This window comes from Kosakonia cowanii JCM 10956 = DSM 18146 (assembly GCF_001975225.1).
Classification (GTDB): domain Bacteria; phylum Pseudomonadota; class Gammaproteobacteria; order Enterobacterales; family Enterobacteriaceae; genus Kosakonia; species Kosakonia cowanii.
The window spans coordinates 1,514,850-1,536,304 of sequence record NZ_CP019445.1 but is presented as its reverse complement, the minus strand read 5'-3'; the positions used below and the strand labels follow the sequence as shown (position 1 = coordinate 1,536,304).

At 56.0% G+C, this 21,455-nt stretch carries 23 protein-coding genes; 5 read left to right on the top strand and 18 right to left on the bottom strand.

What is annotated here, in order from left to right; translation table 11 throughout:
- Positions 1–172 precede the first annotated feature (172 nt).
- Complete coding sequence (locus BWI95_RS07060; RefSeq protein WP_054802991.1) at positions 173–925, top strand: glutamine amidotransferase; 753 nt, start codon at positions 173–175, stop codon at positions 923–925.
- A 39-nt stretch (positions 926–964) separates the two neighbouring features.
- Here the strand turns inward: BWI95_RS07060 and BWI95_RS23525 are convergent, their stop codons facing one another.
- Complete coding sequence (locus BWI95_RS23525; protein WP_023480931.1) at positions 965–1,129, bottom strand: hypothetical protein; 165 nt, start codon at positions 1,127–1,129, stop codon at positions 965–967.
- A gap of 25 nt (positions 1,130–1,154) precedes the next feature.
- A complete protein-coding gene (locus BWI95_RS07055; protein ID WP_054802992.1) occupies positions 1,155–1,856 on the bottom strand; it encodes a pirin family protein in 702 nt (233 codons plus the stop codon).
- Between the two features lie 105 nt (positions 1,857–1,961).
- Between BWI95_RS07055 and BWI95_RS07050 the strand changes: the two genes are divergently transcribed.
- Complete coding sequence (locus tag BWI95_RS07050) at positions 1,962–2,858, top strand: LysR family transcriptional regulator (RefSeq protein ID WP_042715458.1); 897 nt, start codon at positions 1,962–1,964, stop codon at positions 2,856–2,858.
- 2 nt (positions 2,859–2,860) lie between these two features.
- On the opposite strand, the gene BWI95_RS07045 is transcribed toward BWI95_RS07050, so the two are convergent.
- The 11 genes from BWI95_RS07045 to BWI95_RS06995 all read right to left on the bottom strand — a co-directional run bounded on the left by BWI95_RS07045 (position 2,861) and on the right by BWI95_RS06995 (position 10,163).
- Positions 2,861–3,241, bottom strand: a complete 381-nt coding sequence (locus BWI95_RS07045) for a DUF805 domain-containing protein (protein ID WP_054803022.1) — start codon at positions 3,239–3,241, stop codon at positions 2,861–2,863.
- Positions 3,242–3,365: 124 nt separating this feature from the next.
- Positions 3,366–4,352, bottom strand: a complete 987-nt coding sequence (locus BWI95_RS07040; RefSeq protein ID WP_054802993.1) for a glutathione S-transferase family protein — start codon at positions 4,350–4,352, stop codon at positions 3,366–3,368.
- Positions 4,353–4,426: 74 nt separating this feature from the next.
- Complete coding sequence (locus tag BWI95_RS07035; RefSeq protein WP_042715462.1) at positions 4,427–4,819, bottom strand: DoxX family protein; 393 nt, start codon at positions 4,817–4,819, stop codon at positions 4,427–4,429.
- Positions 4,820–5,031: 212 nt separating this feature from the next.
- Positions 5,032–5,322 (bottom strand): YqjK-like family protein, encoded by a 291-nt coding sequence (locus BWI95_RS07030; RefSeq protein ID WP_042715463.1) that lies wholly within the window; start codon positions 5,320–5,322, stop codon positions 5,032–5,034.
- Complete coding sequence (locus tag BWI95_RS07025) at positions 5,319–5,717, bottom strand: phage holin family protein (RefSeq protein WP_034813644.1); 399 nt, start codon at positions 5,715–5,717, stop codon at positions 5,319–5,321. The genes BWI95_RS07030 and BWI95_RS07025 overlap by 4 nt, the downstream gene beginning before the upstream one ends.
- A 1-nt stretch (position 5,718) precedes the next feature.
- Positions 5,719–6,021: an ElaB/YgaM/YqjD family protein gene (locus BWI95_RS07020; RefSeq protein WP_023480772.1), complete on the bottom strand. Its 303-nt coding sequence runs from the start codon at positions 6,019–6,021 to the stop codon at positions 5,719–5,721.
- Between the two features lie 38 nt (positions 6,022–6,059).
- Positions 6,060–6,428 carry a DUF1090 domain-containing protein gene (locus BWI95_RS07015; RefSeq protein ID WP_076769234.1) on the bottom strand — a complete coding sequence of 123 codons (369 nt, stop codon included), beginning with the start codon at positions 6,426–6,428 and terminating at the stop codon, positions 6,060–6,062.
- Between the two features lie 145 nt (positions 6,429–6,573).
- Positions 6,574–6,960 (bottom strand): EnvZ/OmpR regulon moderator MzrA, encoded by a 387-nt coding sequence (mzrA, locus tag BWI95_RS07010; RefSeq protein ID WP_023480845.1) that lies wholly within the window; start codon positions 6,958–6,960, stop codon positions 6,574–6,576.
- Between the two features lie 6 nt (positions 6,961–6,966).
- On the bottom strand, positions 6,967–7,629 hold the full coding sequence (gene yqjA / locus BWI95_RS07005) for a DedA family general envelope maintenance protein YqjA (protein WP_023481014.1): 663 nt from the start codon (positions 7,627–7,629) through the stop codon (positions 6,967–6,969).
- 333 nt (positions 7,630–7,962) lie between these two features.
- Complete coding sequence (gene exuR, locus BWI95_RS07000; protein WP_042715469.1) at positions 7,963–8,739, bottom strand: transcriptional regulator ExuR; 777 nt, start codon at positions 8,737–8,739, stop codon at positions 7,963–7,965.
- Positions 8,740–8,861: 122 nt separating this feature from the next.
- Positions 8,862–10,163 carry an MFS transporter gene (locus BWI95_RS06995; RefSeq protein ID WP_042715470.1) on the bottom strand — a complete coding sequence of 434 codons (1,302 nt, stop codon included), beginning with the start codon at positions 10,161–10,163 and terminating at the stop codon, positions 8,862–8,864.
- A 466-nt stretch (positions 10,164–10,629) separates the two neighbouring features.
- Between BWI95_RS06995 and uxaC the strand changes: the two genes are divergently transcribed.
- Both uxaC and BWI95_RS06985 read left to right on the top strand, forming a co-directional pair.
- Positions 10,630–12,042: a glucuronate isomerase gene (gene uxaC, locus BWI95_RS06990; RefSeq protein ID WP_042715472.1), complete on the top strand. Its 1,413-nt coding sequence runs from the start codon at positions 10,630–10,632 to the stop codon at positions 12,040–12,042.
- 17 nt (positions 12,043–12,059) lie between these two features.
- Positions 12,060–13,547 carry a UxaA family hydrolase gene (locus BWI95_RS06985; RefSeq protein ID WP_054802995.1) on the top strand — a complete coding sequence of 496 codons (1,488 nt, stop codon included), beginning with the start codon at positions 12,060–12,062 and terminating at the stop codon, positions 13,545–13,547.
- A 70-nt stretch (positions 13,548–13,617) separates the two neighbouring features.
- Here BWI95_RS06985 and sstT read toward each other — a convergent pair whose 3' ends face one another.
- The 4 genes from sstT to BWI95_RS06965 form a co-directional block, all read right to left on the bottom strand.
- Positions 13,618–14,862, bottom strand: a complete 1,245-nt coding sequence (gene sstT / locus BWI95_RS06980) for a serine/threonine transporter SstT (RefSeq protein WP_054802996.1) — start codon at positions 14,860–14,862, stop codon at positions 13,618–13,620.
- A gap of 240 nt (positions 14,863–15,102) precedes the next feature.
- Positions 15,103–16,068, bottom strand: coding sequence for a TerC family protein (locus tag BWI95_RS06975; RefSeq protein WP_076769233.1), 966 nt, complete (start codon positions 16,066–16,068; stop codon positions 15,103–15,105).
- Between the two features lie 240 nt (positions 16,069–16,308).
- Entirely contained in the window at positions 16,309–17,307 is a 999-nt protein-coding gene (locus BWI95_RS06970; RefSeq protein ID WP_054802997.1) for a Gfo/Idh/MocA family protein, read from the bottom strand.
- Positions 17,308–17,389: 82 nt separating this feature from the next.
- Positions 17,390–17,881 carry a M48 metallopeptidase family protein gene (locus BWI95_RS06965; protein ID WP_054802998.1) on the bottom strand — a complete coding sequence of 164 codons (492 nt, stop codon included), beginning with the start codon at positions 17,879–17,881 and terminating at the stop codon, positions 17,390–17,392.
- Positions 17,882–17,951: 70 nt separating this feature from the next.
- Between BWI95_RS06965 and rlmG the strand changes: the two genes are divergently transcribed.
- Positions 17,952–19,082, top strand: a complete 1,131-nt coding sequence (gene rlmG, locus BWI95_RS06960; RefSeq protein WP_076769232.1) for a 23S rRNA (guanine(1835)-N(2))-methyltransferase RlmG — start codon at positions 17,952–17,954, stop codon at positions 19,080–19,082.
- A 272-nt stretch (positions 19,083–19,354) separates the two neighbouring features.
- Here rlmG and BWI95_RS06955 read toward each other — a convergent pair whose 3' ends face one another.
- Entirely contained in the window at positions 19,355–21,376 is a 2,022-nt protein-coding gene (locus BWI95_RS06955; RefSeq protein WP_076769231.1) for an oxidoreductase, read from the bottom strand.
- Positions 21,377–21,455 lie beyond the last annotated feature (79 nt).

Sequence of the window (21,455 nt, the reverse complement as noted above, 5' to 3'; positions counted from 1 at the left end):
GCCTACAAATTGCGCTTATCACGCCTACAAACGGCTTCGACGCTGGGCTATTTTCACGCTCTCTACGCTAATTCTGTCTAATTCATAAACAATTAATCGATCAATTTCGCGGCGAAACGCGCTACCCTGTCTGGCACATGTCTATTTTTTCGCCACGGGAGGCGTTGCTGTTATGGAACAAAAATCGATTTTGATTCTCCAGATGGGGAACGCTCCACAGACCATGCGCGACGCGCACGGCGATGTGCCACTCTGGTTTTGCCAACTGCTGGGATGTGAGCTTGATGATGTCGAGGTGATCCGCGTGTTCGAAGGCGAAGTGCTGCCGGCACCGGATCCGCGTCGGGCGGCGATCATCACCGGATCCTGGGCGATGGTTACGGACAGATTGCCCTGGAGCGAGCAGACCGCTGCGTGGATCCGCGAGGCGATGGCGATGGAAATGCCGCTGTTTGGCGTCTGCTATGGTCATCAACTGATGGCCTGGGCGCTGGGCGGCGATGTGCAGTACCACAAAGATGGGCGTGAAGCGGGAACCAAAACCGTTTATCTCAATGCCGCCGCCGCTCACGAGCCGCTGCTTGCGCATCTTGAAGAGAGCTTTCCCGCCCACCTGACCCATCGACAGACGGTTACCCGTTTACCCATTGGCGTTACGGTGCTTGGTGCCTCGGTTCACGATCCGCATCAGATCGTGCGTTACGGGCCGAATGCGTTTTCGGTGCAGTTTCACCCCGAAATGCGACCGGAGATCGCCACCGATCTGCTACGGCTTAACCGTCCCCATATCGAAAAAGAGGGTGGCGACACCGACAGCTTAATCGCTGGCGTCATACCCGCGCCGGATGCGGCGGAGATTTTACGGCGGTTTATGCAGGAGGCATTCAGACAGGAGAGGGCGCTTTCACTGCGCGCGGCCTCATAAAGGCAGGAACAGAACCCCGGCGTGCGCCGGGGCTGGCAATCAGGCGGCTTCTTCTTCCTCAGCAAGACGGACAACGGCTTCTTCGACGATCACTTCCAGCTCCGTCAGCATCTCTTCAAACCCGAACGCCTGGTTTGCGGCGGCGGAACTCTCCTGGCTCGTGGTGACACGATCGAACGAACTGTACATAGTGCGGATACTCATTTACTCACCTGATAAAAAATGTTCATTACACCGGTAAATCAACCAACAGCGCGCGAAGCGGCGTGTCGGCGACCAGCGTGATAGTGGCTTCATCACGAATGAAAGCGCCATCACCGCAGGTGAGGGCTTCTTGCTCTTTGTGATGGGTGACGGCATGCACCGTCCCGTGAATGGACTGCAGATAGGCTCGCGGTCCGTGTAATTCGATTTTCAGCTCTTCGCCTTTATTAAGCGAAATATGGTGCAGCCACACCTGCTGACGCAGCTGCATGCTACCTTTATCGCCATCGGGCGAGGCCAGCAACTGGCAGGTACCATCAGCAAGGGTCAGCTTCTGCACCGGCGCGTTTTCCCGCTCCGGGCAGGCATCCAGCCATAGCTGCATGCGCGTAAGCGACTTGTCTTTACTCAGATTGTGCTCACTGTAACTGATGCCTGGCTGGGTTGCGATAAGCAGCGCTTCACCCGCTTTGGCCTGCACATGATGACCTTCGCTGTCGCGGTACTCCGCTTCACCTTCCAGAATCAGATTCAAAATATCCACTTTCGGATAGGCGCGCGGCTGCAAAGAAGCCCCTGGTGCGAGCACTTCCTGGTTCAGCACGCGCAGTGATGCATAACCCAGCAGTTTGGGATCAAAGTAGTGTCCAAAGGAGAAGGTGTAGCGAGCTTTAAGCCAGCCGAAGTCAGCTTGTCCGCACTGTTTTGCCGTTCGGGTAGTAATCATTATTCTTGACCTCTCTTTACTTAAAACAATGTTAAAGGGATGGACGCTGCATTGTTAGCCAGATATTCTGCCCGGTATGTTCAAATTTCCTGAATGAGAACACCTATGGCCAAAGAAAGGGCACTGACGCTGGAAGCACTGCGCGTGATGGATGCAATTGACCGCCGCGGTAGCTTTGCCGCCGCTGCGGATGAACTGGGGCGCGTCCCCTCCGCACTCAGCTACACCATGCAAAAACTTGAAGAAGAGCTGGATGTGGTGCTGTTTGACCGCTCCGGCCACCGCACCAAATTCACCAATGTCGGGCGTATGCTGCTGGAGCGCGGGCGCGTTCTGCTGGAAGCGGCTGATAAGTTGACGACCGACGCCGAAGCGCTGGCGCGCGGCTGGGAAACCCATTTAACGCTGGTGACGGAAGCGCTTGTACCGACGGTGGAGCTGTTTCCGCTGGTGGAGAGGCTGGCGGCGAAAGCCACCACCCAACTATCGATTATCACCGAAGTGCTGGCGGGAGCCTGGGAGCGGCTGGAGCAGGGGCGGGCAGATATTGTTATCGCGCCGGATATGCACTTTCGCTCCTCATCGGAGATCAACTCCCGCAAGCTCTATACCGTGATGAACGTCTATGTCGCCGCGCCGCAGCACCCGATTCATCAAGAGCCGGAGCCACTCTCTGAAGTGACGCGCGTGAAGTATCGCGGCGTGGCGGTAGCAGATACCGCCCGCGAACGCCCGGTACTTACGGTTCAGCTGCTGGATAAACAGCCGAGGCTGACGGTCAGTACAATTGAAGATAAACGCCAGGCGCTACTCGCCGGGCTGGGCGTCGCCACCATGCCCTATCCGCTGGTTGAGCGTGATATTGCGGAGGGCCGCCTGCGCGTGGTCAGCCCGGAATACACCAGCGAGGTGGATATTATTATGGCCTGGCGCCGCGACAGCATGGGCGAGGGCAAATCGTGGTGCCTGCGCGAGATACCCAAGCTTTTTGCCGGTAAATAACGCTACGCGCCGCGCTCGGTCGCATGCACTATTTGCGGGAAGGGCTGCGGTTCCGGGCCGAATTCGTTCTCCTGCGGCGTGCCGCGCTGGCTATAAAACGCGAGCAGCACCAGCGAGCCAAACAGCGGAATAATCATCAGCAGCAGCCAGCGCCAGCTGCGATTGGTGTCATGCAGGCGGCGCACCTGTACCGCCAGCGTCGGCACCAGCATCAGCAGGGCGTAAACAAGGCTTAAGATATGGTGCCAGCCCACGATACTGTCAATCACATTCAGCACGCCGAACAGGATGATGTTAACGAGTGTGAACATCCAGAATTCGCGGCGATGGGCGCGTCCGTGGAAAGTGGCGTAATTACGAAGTACCCAGAAATACCAGTCCATTTTTACCTCGGTCAACGGTCAATCCGTTGTTTTAACAACGATAAGAGTAAGAATAGACGGCAAATTTACAAAGGGATAAGTCGGGCGGGGAATTATTTGGGCGCGATGTGACGCGCCCGAAAGTTCAGGAAAAACGGCTGTCACGACCGTGCGGTTCATCAAGATCCTGCCACGGGCCGATAGAGATAATCCCTGTCGGGTTCAGCGTTTTATGGCTGCGATAGTAGTGATTGCGGATATGCGCAAAATCAACCGTCTCGGCAATGCCCGGCATCTGGTAGAGGTCGCGCAGGAAACCATGCAGGTTAAGGTAATCACTGATGCGGCGCTTATCGCATTTAAAGTGCGTCACATAGACCGGATCGAAGCGCACCAGCGTTGTCCATAAACGGATATCCGCTTCGGTCAGGCGATCGCCCGTCAAATAGCGGTGCCGCCCAAGGATCTGCTCCAGGCGCTCCAGCGCACTAAACACCCCGGTTACCGCTTCATCATAGGCCTGTTGGCTGGTGGCGAAACCGGCTTTGTAGACGCCGTTATTCACATTGTCGTAGATCCAGCCATTCAGCTCGTCAATCTTCTCGCGCAGCTCAGGCGGGTAGTAATCCCCGGCTTTAGCACCCAGCCCATCAAATGCGGTATTGAACATGCGAATAATATCCGCCGATTCATTGCTGACGATGGTGTGGTTCTTCTTATCCCACACCACAGGCACCGTTACGCGCCCGGTATAGTGCGGATCGGCATGCAGATAGAGTTGATAGAGAAACTCATGCTGATAGAGGGTATCGCCCGTCGCGGCGGGAAAATCATCGCCAAAGGTCCAGCCATTTTCCAGCATCAACGGATGCACCACCGAAACCGGTAAAAAAGGCTCCAGACCTTTCAGCTTACGCAAAATCAGCGTGCGGTGTGCCCAGGGGCAGGCGAGCGAAACATAGAGATGGTAGCGATCTTTTTCAGCGGCAAACCCGCCTTCGCCAGAGGGGCCGGCAGCGCCATCGGCGGTCAGCCAGTTACGAAACGCCGATTCTGAACGTTTAAAGCGCCCGCCGGTGGATTTGGTGTCATACCAGGTGTCGTGCCAGACGCCGTCAATCAGTTGTCCCATTGCTGCTTCTCCTTCTGATAGCAAAAGCGAGGAGTGGACTCCTCGCTTTGGTGTATTCAGTCAGTATAGAGCGCTTACCACTTTTTATTCAGTACGCGGTCGATGCTGAACGCGCCCGGACCGGTGATGCCCAGCAGCAGGTAGCCGCCAGCGATGGTCAGGTTTTTCATGAACATAATGGAGTTCGCGCCTTCCGCAAAGTTGTTGTGGAAGATAAACGCCGTCAGCAGCGTAAAGCCAGCGGTGAACAGCGCCGTGGTGCGGGTCAGGAAGCCGAACAGAATGGCCAGACCGCCGCCAAACTCAAGCAGGATGGTCAGCGGCAGAAAGAAGCCCGGTACGCCCATCGATTCCATATATTGCTGAGTACCTGCATAACCGGTGATTTTGCCCCAGCCTGCAACGATAAACAGGATTGGCATCAGGATACGAGCAACCAGGAAACCAACATCGTCTAATTTTTTCATCTTTCTCTCCAGGAACCACATAGGCGTTATGCAGTAAAAATTGTGTAAGAAACGGCGTATGCCGCGGGCTTGCAGTTGATGGAGAGGATATTAATCGCGGAGGGAAAATATTGTTAGCTAGGAAAACTGTCGAAATCTTTCAAAAAAATTGCCCAAGCACAAAAGCAAACGGGCGATCCCAGGATCGCCCGTGTTAGCAAGCAAGTGACGCTTTAGCGCTGCGCATTAACGGTGGATTTCACCAGCCGCCACATGCTCCAGGCACCGAAACCGCGTCTGGCCCAGCGCACCAGCATATTAGGATGGCGAACGCTCCAGATAGCCATTGCGCTACTGCCTACCAGCGCCCATGAGCGCAGGCTTAACAGCGTGTTCCAGCCGCGATCGTAAGCGCCGGTGGCTTCAAGCCAGTCCCGGCGCCCGGCGGTGAGATCCAGACGTTGCTGCTGGATCATGCTGAGCAATTGCGCTTTACGCTTCAGACGTTCGGCTTTGCTGCTCACGATTTATCGTCCTCCAGCAAGGCGCGATCGTTCGACAACTCCTGGCGCGTGTGACGCAGCAGTGTCGAGGCCCGCGCTTTACGCAGTGTCGAAATGCCGCCTATCAGCGCCAGCACCAGTAACACTACGGTGGTTGCAATCATCACATTCAAGCGATATTGCGGATCGACGGCCCAAATAATTAGCACCATCAGACTCATCAGGCCAAATGCGGCGAAAAGCATGGTCAGCCCCACCATCAGGAGCAGCTGGAATAAGTTGGCTTTCTCTTCTTCAAGCTCAACAACCGCCAGCCGCAGGCGGGTCTCAACCATTTCAACCAGAATGGTCAGCATACGCTGACCAATCCCGAGCGCGCTTTTGCCAGGCCCTTGCGCGTATCGTGAATCCGCCATATCAGCGACGCGACATCAGAACGCCTAACACCACGCCGATTGCGGCGCCGATGCCAACGCTGGCCCACGGATTATCACGCACGTACTCGTCGGTACGGGCAGCAGCTTCGCGGGTCTGACGAGCAATAACATCGCCGGTATCGCCCAGGCGGTCGCGGCTGTTACGCAGCGCTTTTTCCGCTTTGGTACGCAGCTTGCTCAGCTCTTCTTTCGATTTTTCACCAGAATTACCCAGCACTTCTTCCAGGGTGTCCGCCAGCGATTTCAACTCAGCGCGCAGATGGTCAGCATTATCTTTCGACATAATTCTCTCCAGGTGAGTGTGTGGTCATTTCCATTTAATCAGTAGTCACGCGCTTCAAGAGATTTCAGCTCCTGCTGAGCCTCTTTCAGCTTGTGCTCTCGCTTGTGAATCTTGTCCGCATCGCCTTTCTGTTTCGCTTCGCTCAGGTCACGACGGCGCTCGGCAATCTCTTCTTTCTGTTCAGCGATTTTCTTCTGATGCGCAGCGCGCAGCTTCTCATCAGAACAGTTGGCGCGAACTTCGCGCAGGGCTTTATTCAACCCGTCAATACGGCTCTGATTGTTATGCTTTTCGGCATAGCTGATTTCGCGTTGGATCTCATGCTCTTTTTCCTGACACGGTGAAGCAGCATGGGAAAAAGCGCTAACAGAAAAAAGAGCCAGCGCCATAGCGATGCGGTTTTTCATAGTCGATAACCTTCCGTTGTTAGCTGGCGAAACAGGGTACGCCAGCATCCAGTTACGTAATGTGAACCCTGGTCCCGTTACTCAAGCATAGTTAAGTAACGGCTAAACACCAAAGTTAGTGAAAAGATTCAGAATCCTGGAGAGGTTAGCCGAATCTGTGTGTGCTGTTGCGCAGGCGGTTAAGCCACGCAGAAGTTTGGGTGTCGGCATCATCCTGAGCGGCAATGACATACCCCTGGGGGAGAGTGCGATCCAGAACGGCCTTGGCGGCGGCGCTCTGCTCGCTGGAGTCGAATTTAATCAGCAGGGTGTCATCCTGCGGGGTGATGCTTTTAAAGTGAATGCCGTTGGCGTCGAGATGATGCCAGATGGAGAATCCATCCGGCACGGTAATGTTTTGCGTCAGCGGGCGGATCGCAAGCGTCGACTCGCGATTTTGCACCGCCGTCCAGGCGAGAAACAGCACGCAAAAGAGCGCCGCAGCAGTGAGGCTTGTAAATACCCAGCGCAGAAAAGGCGCACGCAGTTCCATTGTCTTTTAGCTCCGATTGCTATGTTTTTTCTTCCACAACACCACCAGTGAGCCAACCAGGCCAATCACCAGCAGCACCACCGGAAGCAGCATCAAACAGGACATCAACGCATCTTCATACTTTTTAAACACCGGCGTGATGCCCAACAGGTAACCCAGCGTTGTCAGGATCAGCACCCACAGCAGGCCGCTCATCCAGTTGAAAAATTGAAAACGCGTATTGCTCAGACCAGAGAGTCCGGCAATAGTTGGCAGCAATGTGCGAACAAATGCGATAAAGCGCCCGACTAACAGCGCCGACAGCCCATGTTTATGGAACAGATGGTGCGCGCGCTGGTGGTAGTGGGCTGGAAGATGAGAGAGCCATTTCTGCACCAGCCGCGTGTTGCCAAGCCAGCGCCCCTGAATGTAGCTCAGCCAGCAGCCGGTACTTGCAGCGACGGTAAGCAGTAACAGAGTTTGCGGATAGCCCAGCGCACCTTTGGCAATCAATACGCCAACCAGCACCAGCAGGCTATCACCGGGCAGAAACGCCGCCGGCAGCAAACCGTTTTCCAGAAATAAAATGACAAATAAAACGAAATAGAGCATGCCGATCATGCCAGGCTGCGACAGCGTCTCAAAATCCTGGCTCCAAAGGGCGTGAAGTAACTGGCTTAAAAGTTCCATTCGGTGTTCCTGGTACATCGGTTTACGTCACGTCTGCTACGTACGAAACAGCACGGCGATACGTTCTCATACATTATGGTCGCTCGTGGCACATCCGGTGCAGGGGTCATCCTGGTGAGGCGCTGTGAGCAAGCGCTGACTCACACAGAAGCGAAATGCATCCAATTGTAACAAAGGCTGAGGTAATGCGTCAGTCAGAAAAGCGCTCAGAAGTGATTTTGCCGGGGGAAGGCGGAAAGAGGCGAGGGTATTTACACACGCTGACACTCTATACTTTTCACTTACCCAAAATTCTTACAGGCGCGGTGTAAGTGCGCGCCTGTAGAGGATTTTTTATTTCGTGCCGTTAGCCGCCGTATCGAGATGAACGACCGGGTTATCGGCGAAGAGGTAGCGGTCGGCATTGAACTCAAAGTCGTCGCTGGTTTCGTTAAACAGCATCTGTTTGGTGTTCTCCAGGTGCTGCCACATCGCCAGCTTCGCGCCGTGGGGATCTTTACGGATCAGCGCTTTCAGGATCTGGTCATGATCGTCGCACCAGTTATCAACGGTGCGCAGATCGATATGGTCGTGCAGTTTCTTCCAGTAGGGGTTATGCACGCGCTGCGTCCACATCTTTTCAACGATAGCGGCCAGGGCCGTATTCTGCGTTGCCAGCGCCACCTGTACGTGGAACTGCAAATCCCATTCAGAGTCGCGAAAGCACTTCTCTTTGCGCGCTTTGTCCTGGATCTCCATCAGCTTCATGATGTCCTGCTTCGTCACCTGCGTAGCAGCGAACTCCGCGATATTGCTCTCAATCAGCTGGCGCGCCTGCAGCAGCTCAAAAGGACCGTAGCTGGCGAACTCAAGATTCTCATCCGGTGCTTGTGTATGGCGCGCCTGGTTGGAGATAACGTGAATGCCGGAGCCTTTACGCACTTCGACATACCCCTCCACTTCGAGCATGATGATCGCTTCACGCACCACGGTCCGGCTGACGCTTTTCTCATCGGCGATAAAGCGTTCGGCGGGCAGCTTCTCTCCCACAAGATAAACGCCTTGCTCAATCCGGCTTTTAAGCTCGGCGGCAAGTTGCTGGTAGAGACGTCGTGGTTCGGAGATTTCCATACAAGCTCCAGAGGAGAGGGCAATAATGGGATTTGTTATACCACTTTTAGCGCCTTCTCACCATTGTCAATAACGAAAAAGCCGCCCTCAGGCGGCTTTAAATAGTTTTAAAAAAAGCGGGGCTAACTTTGTGCGGCGGGCGAGCCGACAGCCTGCTCTTTTGCTACCTCTTCGGCAGATTTGTTTTTCAGCACCGTCCAGATGAGCACCGCGCCCATCAGGTCAAACAGCGCCAGTACCGCGAACAGCGGGCTAAAGCCGATGGTATCTGCCAGCGCACCCACTACCAGGGCGAACATGGTGCTTGCCATCCATGCTGCCATCCCGGTCAGGCCGTTGGCAGTTGCCACTTCGTTACGACCAAACACGTCGGAAGAGAGCGTAATCAGCGCGCCGGAGAGAGACTGGTGCGCAAAGCCGCCGATACAGAGCAGGCCAATCGCCACATACGGGCTGGTGAAGAGACCAATCATGCCTGGGCCAATCATCAGCAGCGCGCCCATGGTGACCACCATTTTACGCGAGACAATCAGGTTCACGCCGAAGATGCGCTGGAACAGCGGCGGCAGATAACCGCCCACGATACAACCGAGATCCGCGAACAGCATCGGCATCCAGGCGAACATCGCAATCTCTTTCAGGTTAAAGCCATACACTTTGAACATGAACAGCGGGATCCAGGCGTTAAAGGTACCCCAGGCTGGTTCAGCCAGAAAACGCGGCAGCGCGATACCCCAGAACTGGCGGGTGCCAAGGATCTGGCGAACGGACATTTTCTTACCGTTGTTGGTCTGGTGCTGTGCTTCCTGACCGCCAATGATGTATTCACGCTCCTCTTCGCTCAATTTTTTCTGATCGCGCGGGTGCTTATAGAAGATGAGCCAGGCCATCGCCCAGATAAAGCTCAGTACGCCAGAGATAACGAACGCCATCTCCCAACTGTGCATAACGATTGCCCATACCACCAGCGGCGGCGCAATCATCGCGCCAATCGATGAACCGACGTTGAAGTAGCCGACGGCGATGGAGCGCTCTTTTGCCGGGAACCATTCGGAAGCCGCTTTCAGGCCTGCCGGGATCATCGCCGCTTCAGCTGCGCCCACGGCGCCGCGTGCCAGTGCCAGACCGCCCCAGCTGCCTGCCAGTGCGGTGGCGCCGCAGAAGATAGCCCAGGTAATTGCGAAGAAGGCGTAACCAATTTTGGTGCCCAGAATGTCGAGGACATAGCCCGCAACCGGCTGCATGATGGTGTAGGCCGCAGAGTAGGCCGCGATGATATACGAATATTGCTGAGTCGAGATGTGCAACTCTTCCATCAACGTCGGAGCGGCTGCCGCTATGGTGTTACGTGTCAGGTAGCCAAGCACGGTGCCGACCGTCACCAGTGCTATCATGTACCAACGTAATCCTTTGATTTTACGCATGTAAACCTCATCGTTATGTTATTACCGCTTGCGCGGACACCCTTCGCTCGCATCGGAGGGTGGAAACGGGAGGGCGTAACCGGAAAGAGGTTCCGCTACGGCCCAAGCCTGCCATCAGTAAACGTTCTGTTTGTAAGTCGGCGTCCGTACCGTTAATTCCGATTAACGTCTTATCGGGAATGCATTCCGTCGGGTAATCAATTCGACGGCAGCAAGATAACTTGTCATACAACTTGAAAAGGTGAGTGACATCACAAAAGTGTTTTTCTTTGTGTGGTCTTTAGCTTCGGCGCGGAGAGCCAGATTTGGCGCGGCCTGGCGGGCGGTTTAACCAATTAGCGTGTCAGTTTTTGTCTGCTTTTATTGATCCAACTCACGAAAATACCTTCGGTCTATAGAAATTGGTGTGATAACTTTGACAGCATTAAGGTAGACATCAGACGCACTCGTTGAGAGGAAGACGATAATGACCCCGTTTATGACCGAAGATTTCCTGCTAGATACCGAATTTGCCCGCCGTCTGTACCACGACTACGCCAAAGACCAGCCGATTTTCGACTACCATTGCCACCTGCCGCCGCAGCAGATCGCGGAAGATTACCGTTTCAAAAACTTGTATGACATCTGGTTGAAAGGTGACCACTACAAGTGGCGTGCGATGCGCACTAACGGCGTGCCGGAGCGTCTCTGTACTGGCGATGCGTCGGATCGTGAGAAGTTTGACGCCTGGGCGGCGACCGTACCGCACACTATTGGCAACCCGTTATACCACTGGACGCATCTTGAGCTGCGCCGCCCGTTTGGTATTACAGGTAAGCTGCTGTCGCCTGCTACGGCTGATGAGATCTGGGAGCGTGGTAACGCACTGCTGGCGCAGGATAGCTTCTCTGCGCGCGGCATCATGCAGCAGATGAACGTCAAAATGGTCGGCACCACCGATGACCCGATTGACTCCCTGGAGCACCACGCGGCAATTGCCAAAGAGACGACTTTCAGCACCAAAGTGCTGCCGAGCTGGCGTCCGGATAAAGCCTTCAATATTGAACAGGCGACCTTTAACGACTACATGGCGAAACTGGGTGAAGTCTCTGATACCGAGATCCGCCGCTTTACCGATCTGCAAACCGCGCTGACCAAACGCCTCGATCACTTTGCCGCGCATGGCTGTAAAGTCTCTGACCACGCGCTGGACGTGGTGCTGTTTGCCGAAGCATCTGAATCAGAGCTGGACGCCATTCTGGCGCGTCGCCTGGCGGGTGAAACGCTGAGCGAAAAAGAGGTGGCGCAGTTTAAAACTGCGGTGCTGGTATGGCTCGGCGCGGAGTATGCCCGTCGCGAATGGGTGCAGCAGTACCACATCGGCGCGCTGCGTAATAACAACCAGCGTCAGTTCAAACTGCTCGGCCCGGATGTCGGCTTCGACTCCATCAATGACCGTCCGCTGGCGGAAGAGCTATCCAAACTGCTGAGCAAGCAGAATGAAGATAACCTGCTGCCGAAAACCATCCTTTACTGCCTGAACCCGCGCGATAACGAAGTGCTGGGTACGATGATCGGTAACTTCCAGGGTGAAGGCATGCCGGGCAAAATGCAGTTCGGCTCCGGCTGGTGGTTTAACGATCAGAAAGATGGCATGGAGCGTCAGATGACCCAGCTTGCGCAGCTTGGCCTGCTGAGCCGCTTTGTCGGCATGCTGACCGACAGCCGCAGCTTCCTCTCCTACACCCGTCATGAATATTTCCGCCGCATCCTCTGCCAGATGATTGGCCGCTGGGTTGAAGCGGGCGAAGCTCCGGCTGACATTCAGCTGCTGGGTGAAATGGTGAAAAACATCTGCTTTAACAATGCGCGTGATTACTTCGCGATTGAACTGAACTAGGGCCGTTTGAGGTTGATATGCAATACATCAAGATCCATTCGCTGGATAACGTCGCAGTAGCGCTGGCCGATCTTGCTGAAGGCGCGGAAGTCGTTATCGACAACCAGACCGTACAGCTGCGCCAGGCCGTATCGCGCGGGCATAAATTTGCGCTGCACGCCATCAAGCAGGGCGAAAACATTGTTAAATATGGTCTGCCGATTGGTCATGCGACGTCAGATATCGCGTCGGGCGAGTACATCCATTCCCACAATGCGCGAACGAACCTCAGCGATCTGGACGAGTATAGCTATCAACCTGATTTTCAGGATGAGGGCAGCCAGGCGGGCGATCGTGACGTGCAGATCTACCGCCGGGCGAATGGGGAAGTGGGGATCCGTAATGAGTTGTGGATCCTGCCGACGGTCGGCTGCGTGAATGGCATCGCCCGTCAGATCCAGAACCGCTTTCTGAAAGAGACCCATGACGCCGAAGATATCGACGGCGTTTACCTCTTCAGCCACACCTACGGCTGTTCACAGCTGGGCGACGACCACATCAATACGCGCACCATGCTGCAAAACATGGTGCGTCATCCGAATGCGGGCGCGGTGCTGGTGATTGGCCTTGGGTGTGAAAACAACCAGGTTGACGCTTTCCGCCAGACGCTGGGTGAATTTGATGCTGACCGCGTCCACTTTATGGTCTGCCAGCATCAGGACGACGAAGTGGAAGCGGGGCTTGAGCATCTGCATGCGCTCTATGAGGCGATGCGTAACGATAAGCGCGAGCCGGGTAAACTGAGCGAGCTGAAGTTTGGCCTGGAGTGTGGCGGCTCTGACGGGCTTTCCGGTATTACCGCCAACCCGATGCTCGGCCGCTTCTCTGATTATGTGATTGGCAACGGCGGCACCACGGTGCTGACCGAAGTGCCGGAGATGTTCGGCGCTGAGCGCATTCTGATGAGCCATTGCCGTGACGAAAGTACCTTTGAGAAGACCGTGACCATGGTTAACGACTTCAAACAGTACTTTATTGCCCACAATCAGCCGATCTATGAAAACCCGTCACCGGGCAACAAAGCGGGCGGCATCACGACGCTGGAAGAGAAGTCACTGGGCTGTACGCAGAAAGCGGGTGCCAGCCAGGTGGTTGATGTGCTGCGCTACGGCGAGCGTCTGCAAACCCACGGCCTCAATCTGCTGAGCGCGCCGGGCAACGATGCGGTCGCGACCAGCGCGTTAGCCGGTGCCGGCTGCCATATGGTGCTGTTCAGCACCGGTCGCGGGACGCCCTACGGCGGTTTTGTGCCAACGGTGAAAATCGCCACTAACAGTGAGCTGGCGGCGAAAAAGAAACACTGGATCGATTTTGATGCAGGTCAGTTGATCCACGGCAAAGCAATGCCGCAGCTTCTGGAGGAGTTTGTCGATGTGATTGTTGATATCGCTAACGGTAAACAGACCTGCAACGAGAAAAATGATTTCCGTGAGTTAGCCATCTTCAAAAGTGGTGTAACTTTATAAATCGCACTGAGGTGCACTAAGCAAAGCGGCGCTCCCCTGACAGCGCCGCTTTTTTTTGCCTCTCCGCCGCTTAACTACGCAGCGCGTTCTTTACCAGCCGCTCATCTTCCGCCTGACACACCGCAGCGGTAAACAGCACATCGGTTGAGGAGTTGAGCGCGGTTTCGCAGGAGTCCTGCAACACGCCGATGATAAAGCCGACCGCCACCACCTGCATCGCGACATCGTTGGAGATACCGAACATGTTGCAGGCCAGCGGGATCAGCAGCAGCGAGCCGCCCGCCACCCCGGATGCACCGCAAGCACAGAGGGACGCCACCACGCTCAGCAGCAGCGCCGTCGGCAGATCGACCGTAATGCCCAGCGTATGCACTGCCGCCAGCGCCAGCACGGTAATGGTGATCGCTGCGCCCGCCATATTAATGGTTGCTCCCAGCGGGATGGAGACGGAGTAGGTGTCGCGATCGAGATTGAGCTTTTCACACAGCGTCATATTGACCGGGATATTCGCCGCCGAGCTGCGGGTGAAAAAGGCCGTTACACCGCTTTCGCGCAGGCAGGTAAAGACCAGCGGGTAGGGGTTGCGGCGGATCTTCCAGTAGACCAGCAGCGGGTTAATGACCAGCGCGACAAATGCCATGCAGCCCACCAGTACCACCAGCAGTTGCGCATAACCTAACAGCGCGCCGAAACCCGACGTGGCAAGGGTCGAGGAGACGAGACCGAAAATGCCAATCGGCGCAAAACGAATCACGATCCGCACCATAAAGGTGACGGCGCCCGACATATCCTGCACCATTTTTTTCGTCGTCTCACTGCTGTGACGCAGGGCAAAACCCAGCCCGACGGCCCACACCAGGATACCGATATAGTTTGCTTCCATAATTGCCGTCACCGGGTTGGCGATCATGCTGGTCAGCAAGCCGCGCAGCACCTCAATAATGCCGGAGGGCGGCGTAATATCGCTGGCGCCGGGTACTAACTGCAAAGTGGAAGGGAAGAGGAAACTGGCCAGCACGGCGGTAAGTGCAGCGGTAAAGGTACCTAATAAATAGAGCACCAGTACCGGACGAAGGTGGGTGCGTTGGCCCTGCTGGTGTCCGGCAATGGACGCCATCACCAGCATCAATACCAGCACCGGCGCAACGGCTTTTAAGGCGCTGACAAACAGCGTACCGAGAATACCGGTGGCGATGGCGGCGGGCGTCGAGATCCACGCCAGTAAAATCCCCAGAACGAGGCCGAGAAGAATCTGTTTCACCAGGCTGCCGTCAACGAAACGCTGTAGCAACCCCGCGGAGCGGTGTGTTGTCATGCCATTTTCCTTTCATGTTGTGGAATCACACCCCGCTGCTCTTTTAAACAGAGCTTTGTCAGGATGTAACAATTGTTTGCTGAAAGGAGTATATGAACTCTGTGAGAACAGGGAAGAGAGAGATTTCTACTTTTACGCTCTGGCGCGTCTTTTTCATTTTTGCTGTCGGCATTTTGTGACCAGCACGACAGGGCGTGGTAAATCGCCGCTCGCCGGGGTGGCAGAGCGGCGATTTACGGCTTACGCGCGGTTTTTCTTGTCGTTCTGGTAGTTAACCCAGCTATTAATCAGCAGCGTCAGCACCAGAATGCCGCCCACCACGCCAAGGGAGATGGCAATCGGGATATGGAAGAAATCGACGATCAGCATCTTGATACCGATAAACACCAGAATTACCGACAGTCCATATTTAAGCATCGAGAAGCGCTCCGCCACGCCTGCCAGCAGGAAGTACATCGCGCGCAGCCCCAGAATAGCAAACAAGTTAGAGGTAAGGACGATAAAGGGATCGGTGGTGACGGCGAAGATCGCCGGGATGCTGTCGACGGCAAAGATCACATCGCTCAGCTCGACCAGAATCAGCACCAGCAGCAGCGGCGTGGCATACAGCAGACCGTTTTTGCGCACAAAGAAGTGTTCACTTTCGATGCTGTCGGTCATGCGCAGATGGCTACGCAACCAGCGCACCACCGGTTTATCGCCAATGCCCTTCTCATCCTCTTTCGCCAGCGCCATCTTCACGCCGGTAAAGAGCAGGAAAGCACCAAAAACGTAGAGCAGCCATGAGAACTGGGTAATCAGCCAGCTACCGGCGAAGATCATGATGGTACGCAGCACGATCGCCCCGAGTACGCCGTAGATCAGCACCCGGCGTTGCAGTGCCGCAGGGACGGCAAAGTAACTAAACAGCATCAGCCAGACGAAGACGTTATCCACCGCCAGGGCTTTTTCAATTAGATAACCGGTTAAGAACGCCAGCGCCTGGGTATCTGCGACCGCGCGCCCTTCGGTTTGCGTCAGATACCACCAGAAGGCGGCATTAAACAGTAGCGACAGGCTAACCCACACTACTGACCACACGGCCGCCTGTTTCATGGTCATCGTATGCGCGCCGCGACGCCCCTGAAGCAGAAGGTCGATCGCCAGCATTATTACCACGGCAACGGCGAAAACGCCCCATAACATCGGTGTGCCAACACTATTCATCAGCAGATCCTCACGCAAACAAAAACGGCCAACGTCAGAAGACGTTAGCCGCTTGCCTGGTGCAGGGGGATCTCGCCTTCCGGCAAGGTCTCACTTACGTCGATAACGACGCCCGGCGACCGGGTGCTTAACGCACCGTAATGACGACCCACCGGCGAAGAAGTTACTCCCCTTTGCTGGTAACAAATTATGTCAACACATTGAGCTGGTCAATGTGTCGCCAGCGCTTCTTACGAAGCTTTACGCAGGGAGCTGGGCGCTGACATCATCGGCCGGGAAGACGACGCCGGTCTGGCGGCGGATCTCCGTTTGCAGTTTCGCAGTAATGCGGCTGACGGCAAGTCCCGGGTGATTCACCTCATTCTCCTCCACCAGCCGCGCGAAGGTTTCGGCTTCATACAGCATGGTGTTGATATGCTGCGGCTGGGTCAGCTCCTGCGCTTTGCCGCCGCGCGGGATAAAGGCGAGCTTCTGGCATTCGGAAATCTTTTCAATCACCAGCGAGCCCGATTCGCCCTGAATCTCACTTGCCAGCACCGAATCGCTCACTTTCGAGTGTTGCAGCGTGACGCTGAAGTCGCCGTAATTCATCACCACCACGCCGTGCGCGTCGACACCGCTTGAGAGCAGGCTCGCCGAGGCCTGCACGCTGTGCGGTTCGCCCCACAGTGCTACCGCCGAGGCGAGGCAGTAAAACCCGATATCCATAATCGACCCATTAGAGAACGCAGGGTTGAAGGTGTTGGGGTTTTCGCCGTCGAGAAAACGCTGATAGCGCGACGAGTACTGACAGTAGTTAATAAAGGCTTTACGCAGCTTGCCCGCTTTCGCCAGCGACTGTTTCAGCACCAGGAAGTTCGGCAGGCTGGCGGTTTTGAAGGCTTCAAACAGCACCACCTGATTTTCACGGGCGCAGGCGATGGCGGCTTCCACTTCACGCAGGTTTGAGGCCAACGGTTTTTCGCAGATCACATGCTTTTTATGGCTGAGAAACAGCTGCGTCTGGGAAAAGTGGAGGGAGTTGGGGCTGGCAATATAGACCGCGTCAATCGCATCGCTCTGCGCCATCTCCTCAAGTGAGGTAAAGAGATGCTCGACAGGGTAGTCGGTGGCGAAGGTTTGCGCCTGTTCAAGGCTGCGGGAATAGACGGCGGTAAGTCTGTATTTGCCCGTTTCATGGGCGGCATCGACAAACTGGCGCGAGATCCAGTTCGTCCCTATGACAGCGAAACGTATCATAAAGGCGCTACTTCTCCGTTAAAGGGTTCCGCTGTCACTCTAGCACGTCAACATGACAAAACCAGTGCGCTGGCGCGCATGCTTAGCGTAAGGCGAGATGGGTCAACCACAGCCTGGTATCGAACTCGAGCTGGTGGTATTGCGGCTCCATATGACAGCAGAGCTGGTAAAACGCTTTGTTATGCTCTTTCTCGCGCAGGTGTGCCAGTTCGTGTACCACAATCATGCGCAGAAAGGCTTCCGGCGCATCGCGGAAAACGGTGGCGACGCGAATCTCCGCTTTCGCTTTCAGCTTGCCGCCCTGCACGCGGGAAATGGCGGTGTGCAGGCCAAGGGCATTATTGAGCACATGAATTTTACTGTCATACATCACTTTATTGATCGGCGCGGCGTTACGCAGGAACTGGTTTTTCATCTCTTGCGTGTAGTGATAGAGCGCTTTATCGGTGGTAACGCCGTGGCTATCGGGGTAGCGTTTTGCCAGCACCTCGCCCAGACGGTTCTGCTCAATCAGCGTATGTACCTGCGCCAGCAGGGATTCAGGATAGCCCTGAAGATAGGTGAGGGTCTTCATGGTGAAATGTGTTTACATCCTTACGTAATTGAGCGATAAAACGCGCGAATTTTAGCATTGCGGAGGGTCAATGAGCCAGGTTGAGTTAAACGGACAGTCATTCACTTTAGACAGATTCCCTGTCGGCGTGGAAGAGGCGTCGCTACAGGCGTGGGATGCAGCAGATGAGTATCTTCTGCAACAGGTGGATGCGGTCGATGGCCCGGTTCTGATCTTCAACGACAGCTTCGGCGCGCTGGCCTGTGCGCTGGCGGCCCATCATCCGGTGTCGATTAACGACTCCTTTATTGCCGAGCTGGCAACGCAGCATAACCTGCGCATTAACGATCTGGATGAAGAGGCGGTCATCTTTCAGGATTGCCTCAGCCCGCTACCGGCCAATCCGGCTTTAGTGCTGATTAAAATACCCAAACAGCTGGCGCTGCTTGAACAGCAGCTGCGCGCCCTGCGCGAGGTGGTTACGCCGCAGACGCGGATTATCGCCGGTGCGAAAACCCGTGATATTCACAATTCGACGATGGCGCTGTTTGAAAAGATCCTCGGCCCGACTACCACTACGCTGGCATGGCGCAAAGCGCGCCTGATCAACTGCACCTTTAACGCTCCCGCGCCTGTTGAAACCTCGCTGCTGGCAAGCTGGAAGCTGGATGGTACGCCCTGGACCATTCACAACCACGCGAATGTTTTTTCCCGCAGCGGGCTGGATATCGGCGCACGCTTTTTCCTGCAAAATCTGCCGGAAAATGTCGAGGGCGAGATGGTCGATCTCGGCTGCGGCAATGGCGTGATTGGCCTGCAACTGCTGGCCAGCAACCCGCAGGCGCAGGTGCTGTTTGTTGATGAGTCGGCCATGGCGGTCGCCTCTTCGCGTCTGAACGTGGAGAGCAACCTGCCAGAGGATGTGGAGCGCTGCGAGTTTATGATCAACAACGCGCTCTCCGGCATTGAGCCGGATCGCTTTGCGGCGGTGCTCTGTAACCCGCCGTTCCATCAGCAGAGCGCCATCACCGATCACATTGCCTGGCAGATGTTTAACGATGCGCGCCGCTGCCTGAAGTATGGCGGTGAATTACGTATTGTCGGCAATCGCCATCTCGACTATTTCCGCAAGCTCAAACGCGTGTTTGGCAATTGCGAAACCGTGGCGACCAACAATAAGTTCGTGATCCTCAAATCGGTTAAAGTGCGCAAAAAGCGCTAACCGACCGTGCCATCAGGCGCTCTGCCGGATGGCGGCTTACGCCTTATCCGGCCTACAACATCTCAAACCCCACAGGCCTGATAAGCGCAGCGCCATCAGGCGCATTGCCGGATGGCGGCTCACGCCTTATCCGGCCTACAACGTCTCAAAGCCTGTAGGCCTGATAAGCGCAGCGCCATCAGTCGCTTTGCCGGATGGCGGCTCACGCCTTATCCGGCCTACAACGTTTCAAACCTCGTAGGCCTGATAAGCGCAGCGCCATCAGGCATTTTTTAAATGGTTAACGCCAGTTGCGTGCCCTGGGCTATCGCCCGGCGGGCATCCAGTTCCATCGCCACATCGCAGCCGCCAATCAAATGCACCGGTTTACCGGCTTCGCGCAGCGGTTCGGCCAGCTCGCGCCGCGGCTCCTGGCCGGCGCAGATCACCACATTATCCACCGCCAGCACCTGCGGCTCGCCGCCGACCAGAATATGTAAACCCTCATCGTCGATCTTCTGGTAGCTCACCGCCGGGATCATCTTCACACCGCGCGACAGCAGCGTGGCGCGGTGGATCCAGCCGGTGGTTTTCCCCAGCCCGTCGCCCGGCTTGCTGGCTTTGCGTTGCAGCATCACAATCTGCCGCGGGCTTTTCGGCAATTGCGGCCCTTCCGGACGCAGGCCGCCGACCTCGTTCAGGCTGGTATCGATGCCCCACTCAACGCAGAATTCAGCGATATTCTGGCTGGTGGACTCCCCCGGCTGGCTTAAATAGACCGCGGTATCAAAGCCGATCCCGCCGCAGCCGACGATCGCCACGCGCTCGCCGACTGGCGCTTTATCGCGCAGCACGTCGAGATAGTTCAGCACCTTTGGATGATCGATGCCGTCGATAAGCGGCATGCGCGGCTCAATGCCGCAGGCGAGGATCACCTCATCAAACAGCGTCAGCATACCGGGATCGACACGTTGATTGAGGCAAAGTGCGACGCCGGTTTTGTCGATCATCCGCCGGTAGTAACGCAGGGTTTCATAAAACTCCTCTTTACCGGGGATCTGCTTGGCGACGTTAAACTGCCCGCCGATCTCTGCCTGCGCATCAAACAGCGTTACGCTGTGCCCGCGCGCGGCGGCATTCACTGCAAAAGCCAGCCCGGCAGGGCCTGCGCCAACCACCGCGAGGTTTTTTTTCTGCTCTGCCGGGAAGATCGGCATCAGCGTTTCATGACAGGCGCGCGGGTTGACCAGGCAGGAGGTCACTTTGCCGTAAAAGATCTGATCCAGACACGCCTGGTTGCAGCCAATACAGGTGTTGATCTCCTCTTCCCGGCCGCTCTGTGCTTTGCTTAACAGCTCTGCATCGGCGAGGAAGGGGCGCGCCATCGACACCATATCCGCATCGTCACGGGCAAGGATCGCTTCGGCCACCTGCGGATCGTTAATGCGGTTGGTGGTGATCAGCGGGACGTTGACTTTGCCTTTCAGCTTGCGCGTCACCCAGCTAAACGCTCCGCGCGGCACCGGCGTGGCAATGGTTGGGATCCGCGCTTCATGCCAGCCGATCCCGGTATTGATAAGCGTGGCGCCCGCCGCTTCAACGGCCTGTGCCAGCGCGATGGTCTCATCCAGTGTGCCGCCGCCCTCCACCAGATCGAGCATCGACAGGCGATAGATCAGGATGAAGTTCTCCCCGACGCGCTCACGGATCGCCCGCACCACCTCGAGAGGGAAACGCATTCGGCGAGCGTAATCACCGCCCCATTCATCTTCCCGCTGGTTGGTACGCGCGGCGAGAAACTGGTTAATCAGATAACCTTCCGAACCCATCACCTCGACACCGTCGTAACCGGCCTGTTGAGCCAGATGCGCGCAGCGGGCGAAATCCTCAATCAGGCTTAGAATTTCATCATGGCTTAGTTCGTGAGGTTTGAAGCGATTGATCGGTGCCTGAATGGCGGAAGGGGCGACCAGGTTGGGCTGAAAACTGTAGCGCCCGGTATGCAGGATTTGCAGTGCGATTTTGCCCCCCTCCTGATGTACCGCATCGGTAATGTGCCGATGGTGCGGCAGTTGGCTGATATCGTTCAGCACTGCGGCACCCTCCATTGTCACGCCGGAAAGAGCGGGGGAGATGCCGCCCGTGACAATCAGCGCCACGCCATGACGAGCGCGCTCGGCATAGAAGGCCGCCAACCGCTCTGCGCCGTCCGGGCGCTCCTCCAGACCGGTGTGCATCGACCCCATCAGCACACGGTTTTTAAGCTGGGTAAAACCCAGATCCAGCGGGGCGAACAGCGACGGGTAGTGGCTCATGCTCTCTTCCAATGTAAAATTATTGTTATGTGGTCGGATGAGTTCTACTGTAGCCGCCGCGACAACAGAAGGGAAAAGC

Bases quoted from the DNA above. Each gene is read 5' to 3' on its own strand.
- yqjA (WP_023481014.1), bottom strand. From the start codon at position 7,629: ATGGAACTTTTAAGCCAGTTACTTCACGCCCTTTGGAGCCAGGATTTT.
- exuR (WP_042715469.1), bottom strand. From the start codon at position 8,739: ATGGAAATCTCCGAACCACGACGTCTCTACCAGCAACTTGCCGCCGAG.
- BWI95_RS06965 (WP_054802998.1), bottom strand. From the start codon at position 17,881: ATGAAGACCCTCACCTATCTTCAGGGCTATCCTGAATCCCTGCTGGCG.
- BWI95_RS07055 (WP_054802992.1), bottom strand. From the start codon at position 1,856: ATGATTACTACCCGAACGGCAAAACAGTGCGGACAAGCTGACTTCGGC.
- BWI95_RS07015 (WP_076769234.1), bottom strand. From the start codon at position 6,428: ATGAAAAACCGCATCGCTATGGCGCTGGCTCTTTTTTCTGTTAGCGCT.
- BWI95_RS06975 (WP_076769233.1), bottom strand. From the start codon at position 16,068: ATGAATAGTGTTGGCACACCGATGTTATGGGGCGTTTTCGCCGTTGCC.
- BWI95_RS07035 (WP_042715462.1), bottom strand. From the start codon at position 4,819: ATGAAAAAATTAGACGATGTTGGTTTCCTGGTTGCTCGTATCCTGATG.
- BWI95_RS07060 (WP_054802991.1), top strand. From the start codon at position 173: ATGGAACAAAAATCGATTTTGATTCTCCAGATGGGGAACGCTCCACAG.
- BWI95_RS07040 (WP_054802993.1), bottom strand. From the start codon at position 4,352: ATGGGACAACTGATTGACGGCGTCTGGCACGACACCTGGTATGACACC.
- BWI95_RS07020 (WP_023480772.1), bottom strand. From the start codon at position 6,021: ATGTCGAAAGATAATGCTGACCATCTGCGCGCTGAGTTGAAATCGCTG.
- BWI95_RS06955 (WP_076769231.1), bottom strand. From the start codon at position 21,376: ATGAGCCACTACCCGTCGCTGTTCGCCCCGCTGGATCTGGGTTTTACC.
- sstT (WP_054802996.1), bottom strand. From the start codon at position 14,862: ATGACAACACACCGCTCCGCGGGGTTGCTACAGCGTTTCGTTGACGGC.
- uxaC (WP_042715472.1), top strand. From the start codon at position 10,630: ATGACCCCGTTTATGACCGAAGATTTCCTGCTAGATACCGAATTTGCC.
- BWI95_RS07025 (WP_034813644.1), bottom strand. From the start codon at position 5,717: ATGGCGGATTCACGATACGCGCAAGGGCCTGGCAAAAGCGCGCTCGGG.
- BWI95_RS07045 (WP_054803022.1), bottom strand. From the start codon at position 3,241: ATGGACTGGTATTTCTGGGTACTTCGTAATTACGCCACTTTCCACGGA.
- mzrA (WP_023480845.1), bottom strand. From the start codon at position 6,960: ATGGAACTGCGTGCGCCTTTTCTGCGCTGGGTATTTACAAGCCTCACT.
- BWI95_RS06985 (WP_054802995.1), top strand. From the start codon at position 12,060: ATGCAATACATCAAGATCCATTCGCTGGATAACGTCGCAGTAGCGCTG.
- BWI95_RS06970 (WP_054802997.1), bottom strand. From the start codon at position 17,307: ATGATACGTTTCGCTGTCATAGGGACGAACTGGATCTCGCGCCAGTTT.
- BWI95_RS07050 (WP_042715458.1), top strand. From the start codon at position 1,962: ATGGCCAAAGAAAGGGCACTGACGCTGGAAGCACTGCGCGTGATGGAT.
- rlmG (WP_076769232.1), top strand. From the start codon at position 17,952: ATGAGCCAGGTTGAGTTAAACGGACAGTCATTCACTTTAGACAGATTC.
- BWI95_RS06995 (WP_042715470.1), bottom strand. From the start codon at position 10,163: ATGCGTAAAATCAAAGGATTACGTTGGTACATGATAGCACTGGTGACG.
- BWI95_RS23525 (WP_023480931.1), bottom strand. From the start codon at position 1,129: ATGAGTATCCGCACTATGTACAGTTCGTTCGATCGTGTCACCACGAGC.